The organism is Streptomyces similanensis (assembly GCF_039543625.1).
In the GTDB taxonomy this organism is placed as follows: Bacteria; Actinomycetota; Actinomycetes; order Streptomycetales; family Streptomycetaceae; genus Streptomyces; species Streptomyces similanensis.
Genome location: NZ_BAABKC010000059.1, coordinates 148,678 through 154,942, shown reverse-complemented (window position 1 = coordinate 154,942; position 6,265 = coordinate 148,678). Strand labels below are relative to the sequence as shown.

Genomic DNA, 6,265 nt, shown 5'->3' with positions numbered 1-6,265 from the left:
CGAGTTCTACCAGCCCGGACCGGCCCACCATGGAGCCTCGACAAGATCCGAACCCCGAACAGTCCCTAGCTGCGCGCCTACCTCAGCGACCCTCCCATGACAGCCGGCGCCCTCAGCTGGTCCCGCCTCGCCGCCGCGACCGGACGAGACCCCGCCGAACTCCAGGACGTCCTCGAACGCACGCCACCGCCGCCGCCCGACCGCCTGCTCTGCGAGTACTGCGGCCGCCCGCCCCGACCGAACGTCGAGGCCGGCCCGGCTCCCTGGTGATGCTCGGCGCGATGCCGACGCAGAGACGATCTCCTGAAGAGAGCACCCGCCAGCAACGGCATCCTCCAGGACCAGAAGCAGGTCCTGCCCTGCCCCGGCTGCGGAGCCCAGTTCATCCGGCCCGCGGTCAGCCCACGCAGTGCCTGTTCACCCCGCTGCCACGGCAGGAACGTTCGTGCGCAACAAGCCGAGCTGGCTCTCTACGAGAACCCGGACGCCATCGAAGACGACGGCACGGAACCAGGTGAGCCGACCGGGTCTGCCCCTACGATTCAGCATCCGCCTGGCGAGCTGTCGTCCAGTGCTCCTCGAACTCGCTCCGGCTGATCTCTTCTCTCGAGAGCACAGGGTCGAAGAGGTCCACGATCGGTGGGTTGAACGGCCAATCGTCAGGGCCACTGCGCACGGCGGTTCCGTCCTCAGCCAGCTCCACTTGGCGAATCCGACGCCCGTCGGGGCCCACCTCCATCAGATATACGACCGGTTCATCGCCCTCCTCGTCCCAGCGACGCCGCAGGAATACAACGTCCCTCTCTGCAAGCGCGCCGAAGCCTTCACACTCACGCTGGGCGTCACGCTGGGCGCGCAGACCATCCAGTCCAGGAGGCATTCGAAGATCGTCGATGTCGACTTCCTCCAGGCCCTCATCCCGAGACCGGGCCACAGCGTCCGGGTCGGTGACCACCTCAACCCAGGCGAACGTTTCGAGAACCTCCCGCTTGGAACGCGCTCGGACCCACCACCATGAACCGCCCATCCCGTAGTCGTGCAGAACGAGGAGGGGGCGCTTGGGCGCGTCAGAGTTGTCGGTCATGAAGGCTGAGCCTAAGGGGTTGCAGATCATTGACACGTCGTCTTGCTCTTGGTGTGGGGCTCGCCTGTTTGGGCAGGACCCGAGTCTGGAGGGCCGCGAGGACGGGGGGTGGCGTCGTCGCGGGTGGGATGACGATGCCGTGTGCTTCGAGCAGTTTCCTGGTCTTCAGAAGGGTGCGGTGCAGCGCGGTGCGGCTGCTGCCGAACAGCACGGCGAGAGGTTCCGCCGCCAGGGCGACCCGCAGATGAAGCACAGTGGCCAGGACCTGTTCGGGGAAGGCGAGCCGGGGCGGACGTCCGCGCCGGACATCGCTGTCGGCTGCCAAAGTCTCTGTGAGGGCGTCCAGCTGTTGCCGGGACATGCCGGTCAGGGCGGGATCGGACAGCAGGGCCTGGTCCCACTGCGGGGCCGGTGCCTGCTGAGCCCGGCCCACCGGGACGGCCGGGCAGGGCTGCGGGTGCAGGGCATGGTTCCAGTCGCCGTGAAAGGCGTGCCGGGTCAGCGGCAGTGCCGCCATCTCCGCGTCTGCGAAACGGACTCCGGTGGGACAGGTGGTGGTGTCGAGGGCTGCGCTCACGCGCAGCCCGGTGCGGGTGGTGGTCGCGGCGATGGACTGGACGATGACTTCGTGGCTGGTCAGCGGGCGACCGCGCCCGTTCATGGTGATGTGCGAGAAGAGCCGGTGCTCGATCTTGTTCCACTTCGATGTGCCGGGTGGTAGATGACACACAGTGATGGTCAGTCCTGTCCCGGCGGAGAGCTGGGCCAGTTCGAGTTTTCAGGCCCGGGTGCGGTAGCCGTTGGAGCCGCCCGCATCGGCGGTGATCAGCAGTCGTGCCGCCCGGGGGTAGGCGGCCTGGCCCTGGCCCTGCCACCATCGGCGGATCGACTCGACCGCGAACGCGGCGGTGTCGTGATCGGTGCCGACGTTGACCCAGCCGGTGTCCGCCGCCAGATCGTAGATCCCGTAGGGGACGGCCTTGCCCAGCTGCGGGTCGGCGAAATCATGCACGTTCACCCGCACTGGCTCACCCTTCGGCCGCCACTGGCAGCCGTTGTTCTTGAACTCGCCGACGAGCTCGTTCTTCTTGGTGTCCACGCTGATGACCGGCTGGCCGGCATCCCGATGCCGGCGGGCCTGCTCGTTGAGACAGCCGAACTGGGCATCCTGGTCCGGGTGCTGGCTTCCCTCGATCGTCTTGGCGTTGGCCTGCAGGCTGAACTCTTCCTCTCGCAGCAGGTCGGCGACGGTGTCGGCACTGACGCAGTGCCCGGCCGGAGTCAGCTCTTGCGCGAGAGTGCGGGTGGACTTCACCGTCCACCGCAGCGGCGACATCGGATCCCCCCGCACATCCGGCTCGACCAGCGCCAACAGTGCTGGCCGCAGCCCCGGATTCAGATCCGCGACCCGCTTGCGGCCGCCGCCCGGCCGCCGCACCCGCCCCAGTGGCTCCTCACCGGCCTCCAGTTCGAACACGCCCTTGCGGACCGTCGTCTCGCTGACCGCGCCGGCCTGCGCCACGGCTCGGACACCGCCGTGTCCCAGCACCCGAGCCTACGCAGCCATCAGCAGCCGTCACTGCCGCTCGTCCAGGTGTGGGAGCAACACCTTGATTCCCTGCAAGCCCTAAGTCCGACGTCACGCCCGGACGCCGGCCGGCATCAACTTCGGCTTTGCGGACCCAAGTCCGAACCGTCTCAGCGGCACCGATGCCCAGTTTCGCGGCGACCGCCTTCATCGCGGACCACTCCGTCGGGTAGTTGGGGCGGATCTCCGCGACCATGCGCACCGCACGCTCGCGAAGCTCAGGAGGGTAAGGGGACGGACGTGCCATGACTCGCTCCTCTCAGGGAATCGAGCCTCCATCAGACGCGGAGCGGTTCACTCCGCTATCAGAAACAGCGACCAGCGGTTTCCGGAGCGCTCGAACCCTGCGCTGCGTACCCGTTCCGCCAGACCGTCAGCCAGCCGAACACCCAGCCGCTCACCGACATGCACGTCCCGGCCCACCACGCCATCTCCGCCGAGTGAAGCTCGACCAGCTCTCCAGTTGGCCTCCAGGCTGAGGCGGCTGAAAAGACGCGGAGCGCCGCAGTCCTGGCGCCCTGCTCGCCGGAAGCCCACATCGACGTAGGCCGGTGCGGCCGTCAACGTCCGCACCGGGCCCGATGCCGTACTCGACTGAGACCGAGGTCAGAACGCCTTCAGATAGACCCGGGCCTGATCGCCCTCGAGCGCCTGGACATAGATGTCGATCCACTGCACGTTCTTGCGGCGATCGTCTTTCGCGCACGGGGGGCAGACACCGGCCGAGCGGGCTCCCTTCAGCGTTTGGGGCTCGGCCAACTGGAGGTGCCGGAACAGCTCGCCATCCGGCGCGAAGTCAGCCGTCTTCACCTTCAGCGGTTCTTCGGGACGAAGGTCCGCCGCGATGCCTTCGGCGTTCTTCTCGCTGGTGACGAACGAGAGGAGGTAGATGTCCTCCTGGGGGTTGATCTGCACAGCTCCCTTGACCTCGGTCGCGCCCTTGGGCGCCGTCACGTTCATGAACGCCGACGCCTCGGGCGCGCCGGCGTTCTCGTCCCACCGCGAGGCGCGCCCGTCGGTCGCACGGCGATCGTCCGTGTCCGGGCTGGAGCAGGCGGAGAGCAGAAGGGTCGCTGCCACTGCCGCGATGAGGAGGGCGCCTCGTGTAATCGTCACCGGTTCTCCTCGTCGCCGCGGGAGACGTCGCCGCGGGTTCCCTCTCGTCCTTGGTTCGGCGGGTTCACCGTCGGTTTCGCATCGCTGTCCAGGTCGTACGTGTACGTGGAGCTGCTGCCTCGCATGTCGAACTCTTGAGCAAGTCCGGTCTTGTGCAACCGTCCCATCTCGGAGTCCGGGATCACCACGCCCCCGGGGAAGGTGGTCGACTTGCCGGCGTCCCAGTTGTACCGGTCCCACACGTTGGCCTGGTAGTCGAGCGAAACCCTGGGCTTGCCGTCCGCTCCGGGGGTGACGGTGACCATCCCCGACACGTTCTGCTGGTGGGAGCCGACCGCGTGGAACCACTCGTCACTCCGGAAGGTGCGACCGACCGCCTTGCTCTCCACCGGCACGACAACGGTCTTGTCGCCACCGGCTTTCTCGAAGGCATCGAGCCCTTGCTGTCGCCACGCGTCCTGGTTCTGGGCGATGTGGACCGAGACATCATCGCGAAATCCGGGATCATCCTTGAGGATGCGGTCGATGTCCAGGTCCAGCGGGTCACCCGATGCGCTCAGGTAATGCTCCATGTTGCGCGACGCGGCGTTCTCCCCGCTGAAGTCGCCGCCGGTCGCGACGGCCTGCGCGCGGGCCAGGTACCACAGATCCTTGGCCGTGGGCTTCTCGGTGTCGAAGGCTCCGGACCCCGCGTCAGCAGCGTGCCAGTGGTACAGCGGGCTCATGATCCCCGCCTTCCGCAACTCGTCGCCCTTCTCGTGAAGCAGGAGGCCGCGCGTGACAGGATCGAGCCCGCGCCACCACTCGGCGACCTCCTTCTTGCCCTTGGGGACGTGTTGCGCCTTCGCCCTCTCCGCAAGCGACGGGTACGGGTCGGAACTGGCTTCCCGGTTGAAACCGCCGATCGTGCCGTCCAAGGGGTCCCTGTCCTGCATCACGGAGGCAAGAGCGAGTTTGAACCCTTCATCCGCCTCGTTCAGGGCCGCCACCGCCGAGTCCAGTTGCGCGGCCCATCCGGCAGCAGCCTTGTGGGTGCTCTCCTGGCAGTCACGATCGTGCACGTAGGCCATGTACTCGCTGCGATCCAGCTTGGACGTGTCGAAACCGACGGCGCCTTGCTCGGACACCTTCATGCCAGCCTTCACCGCGTCCTCTCGGACGTACTCGATCTTCTTGCGAAGACGGCTCAATTCGGCGTGCGCGGCCCTGAGCAGATCGGCCACGGCCTGCGCCTCGCTCTGGGCCCCCTGGTACTCCCTCCACGTCACGTCGAAGCGCGCGGCGCCGGCACTCAGGCCCACCCACGTGTCACCGAGGGAGATGCCATGTACTTCCTGTTCGTAGGTCCGAGCGAGTTTGTCGAAGTCTTTGGCCATGGCGGCCCAGTCGTCGGCAGCCGTGGTGAGTTTCGACAGGTCGGTGCCCATGATCTCGTAGTACGTCACCATGACTGAACTCCCTTTGCAGCGCCCGCGGTTTCGTTGGACTTGTGCGATCAGAACGAGTCGAGCGCGGAGGACTTGCGGATGCCCAGCCCCATGCCGGTGTCCGTGTTCCGCAGCAGCGTGTTCGTGGCACGCAATGCGGCCTTCTCTGAGCCGAGCCGGTTCATCAGCGTCGTGAGCTGTTCGCTCCACGTCGTACGCGCGGTCTTCAGAGCAGGTCCGGTGAGCCACCCCTCAAACTCCCGTGCGGCCGCCCCCGTGCTCTCATGCGCCTGGGTGCCGTCCCTGTGAGTGTCAGGCTCCAGGTGCCTTTCGATCGCCTCGGCTGCCTTCTTCTTCTCCGCGGGGCTCGAAGCGAGATCCTTGCCGCCGGACGGGGAGCCTCCACCGCCATCGAGCGGGGCCGCGTGGTTCAGACGCATCCGGGCCGGCGCCGCACCGCTCGGTGATATGTCATGTTCGGTCATGATCGCTCCCCCGAGTGTGATCAGATGCCGCGACTCTACGTGGGGTGCGGTCAGGGCTGCAAAGGGCTGGTGAGCCGGGAACCGGCCTCGCGCCGACGCGGTGCGGACCGCGTCGGCGAGGACATACCGAATCTCCTGGGCAGGACGCTGGTGCCGATCGACAGGTCAGGCTCGCCGACGTACGCCTGCTCGTGATGCGCTGTGTCCCAGGCGCACGCACGCAACACCTTCAGCGTGGGTTCAGGGGTCGGCGGGCCGACGCGATGACGTCGTGGGCGCCGGCCGCGTACATCGCCGACTCGCTGAGGGTCTTCCAGACCTTCTCGTGACGATGTTGTCGGCGCCGTTCAGCCATGGCTCGGCGTGCCAGTCCTCGACGGCGACCAGAGGGTCGTCGAGTACCCAGAAGCCGTTGGCAGGCACGATCTTGACGGGTGCCGTGAAGGGGATGACTCCCGGCTCCTCCGTGTCCTTGCCGATCACGCCGTTGAGACGGCCGAGTTGACTCGTCGGCACCGAGGGCGTAGCGGGCCCCGGTGTCGTAGGGCGAGACGATGGCCCGGGA

5 protein-coding genes and 3 pseudogenes are annotated in these 6,265 nt (G+C 67.3%); 1 reads left to right on the top strand and 7 read right to left on the bottom strand.

Annotation, left to right across the window (positions count from 1 at the left end):
• Positions 1-96 precede the first annotated feature (96 nt).
• The gene (locus ABEB07_RS21070; protein ID WP_345669782.1) at positions 97-270 is read left to right on the top strand and encodes a hypothetical protein; all 174 of its coding nucleotides are present in this window, start codon (positions 97-99) and stop codon (positions 268-270) included.
• 265 nt (positions 271-535) lie between these two features.
• Here ABEB07_RS21070 and ABEB07_RS21065 read toward each other — a convergent pair whose 3' ends face one another.
• The 7 genes and pseudogenes from ABEB07_RS21065 to ABEB07_RS21035 form a co-directional block, all read right to left on the bottom strand.
• Positions 536-1,084 (bottom strand): hypothetical protein, encoded by a 549-nt coding sequence (locus ABEB07_RS21065; RefSeq protein WP_345669781.1) that lies wholly within the window; start codon positions 1,082-1,084, stop codon positions 536-538.
• A gap of 26 nt (positions 1,085-1,110) precedes the next feature.
• A pseudogene (locus tag ABEB07_RS21060) lies at positions 1,111-2,651 on the bottom strand (ISAzo13 family transposase).
• A 64-nt stretch (positions 2,652-2,715) separates the two neighbouring features.
• Positions 2,716-2,919 (bottom strand): annotated as a pseudogene (locus ABEB07_RS21055) (transposase); the annotation flags it as partial.
• 359 nt (positions 2,920-3,278) lie between these two features.
• Positions 3,279-3,788: a hypothetical protein gene (locus tag ABEB07_RS21050; RefSeq protein ID WP_345669780.1), complete on the bottom strand. Its 510-nt coding sequence runs from the start codon at positions 3,786-3,788 to the stop codon at positions 3,279-3,281.
• Positions 3,785-5,236 (bottom strand): hypothetical protein, encoded by a 1,452-nt coding sequence (locus ABEB07_RS21045; protein WP_345669779.1) that lies wholly within the window; start codon positions 5,234-5,236, stop codon positions 3,785-3,787. The genes ABEB07_RS21050 and ABEB07_RS21045 overlap by 4 nt, the downstream gene beginning before the upstream one ends.
• Positions 5,237-5,283: 47 nt before the next feature.
• Positions 5,284-5,700, bottom strand: a complete 417-nt coding sequence (locus ABEB07_RS21040) for a hypothetical protein (protein ID WP_345669778.1) — start codon at positions 5,698-5,700, stop codon at positions 5,284-5,286.
• Between the two features lie 229 nt (positions 5,701-5,929).
• Positions 5,930-6,222, bottom strand: a pseudogene (locus tag ABEB07_RS21035) (transcriptional regulator); the annotation flags it as partial.
• Between the last annotated feature and the right edge of the window lie 43 nt (positions 6,223-6,265).